The following is a 673-nucleotide window of genomic DNA, read 5'->3' on the forward strand; positions in this document are numbered from 1 at the left end:
TCTCGGTATCGATGTTGATGGTATCCGCGGCGACATTGGCGCCGGCCACGGTCAAGGTCTCGCTGTTGCTCTCGAGTGAACCGGCGTTAACGCTGCTGTTGCGGTGGGACAGGCGGGTTGCGTCGGCCTCGGAGCGGCTGAAGCCGGCGCTGCCGCTGCCGCTTAGGCCCTGCCCGCCGTAGCTGACGGTGAGGCTCTGGTTGGTATGGCGACTGTCTGAAGCCGTTGCGCTCGTCTCGGTGCCGGCAACAATATCAACATCCTTGCTGTCGATGGCCAGCGTGCCCTTGACGGCGACGTCGGATCCCTTGAGGCCGATGTCTTCACCGCCGTTCAGGGATGCGTTGCCTCCGGCCAGGAGCTGACTGCCGTTCCACGTCGCGGACTGCGCCGTCTGGGAACTGTCGAGCGTGCTGCGCTCCGTGCTGCCCGTGGCGTAGAAGCCTCCTGCAGGCGATGTAGCGGCCGTGGAACCGGCGGCGGCAAACAACAATTGGGGTCAGATACACTTTTTCTTCATTAATGTGGATCTGACCCCAATTATTGGTGGTGGTAGCCGCGGATTTCGTCCTTGCGTCGAACGCTGTTCTTTTCGGATTTCCGGACATTCTCCTGCTGCTGGTCGATGGCGCCGATCAGTTGCATGTCCCTGCCCGCCTTGGCCTGAACGTCG

Annotated in this window: 1 protein-coding gene; it reads right to left on the minus strand. The window is 62.1% G+C overall.

Translation table 11 applies throughout. The annotated features are described in order from the left end of the window. Window positions 1-493: hemagglutinin repeat-containing protein (locus tag EZI54_RS24000; protein ID WP_131484353.1), on the minus strand; the 493-nt coding region annotated here is incomplete at its 3' end. Between the last annotated feature and the right edge of the window lie 180 nt (window positions 494-673).

The sequence above is a fragment of the Marinobacter halodurans genome (genome assembly GCF_004327985.1).
Lineage (GTDB): Bacteria > Pseudomonadota > Gammaproteobacteria > Pseudomonadales > Oleiphilaceae > Marinobacter_A > Marinobacter_A halodurans.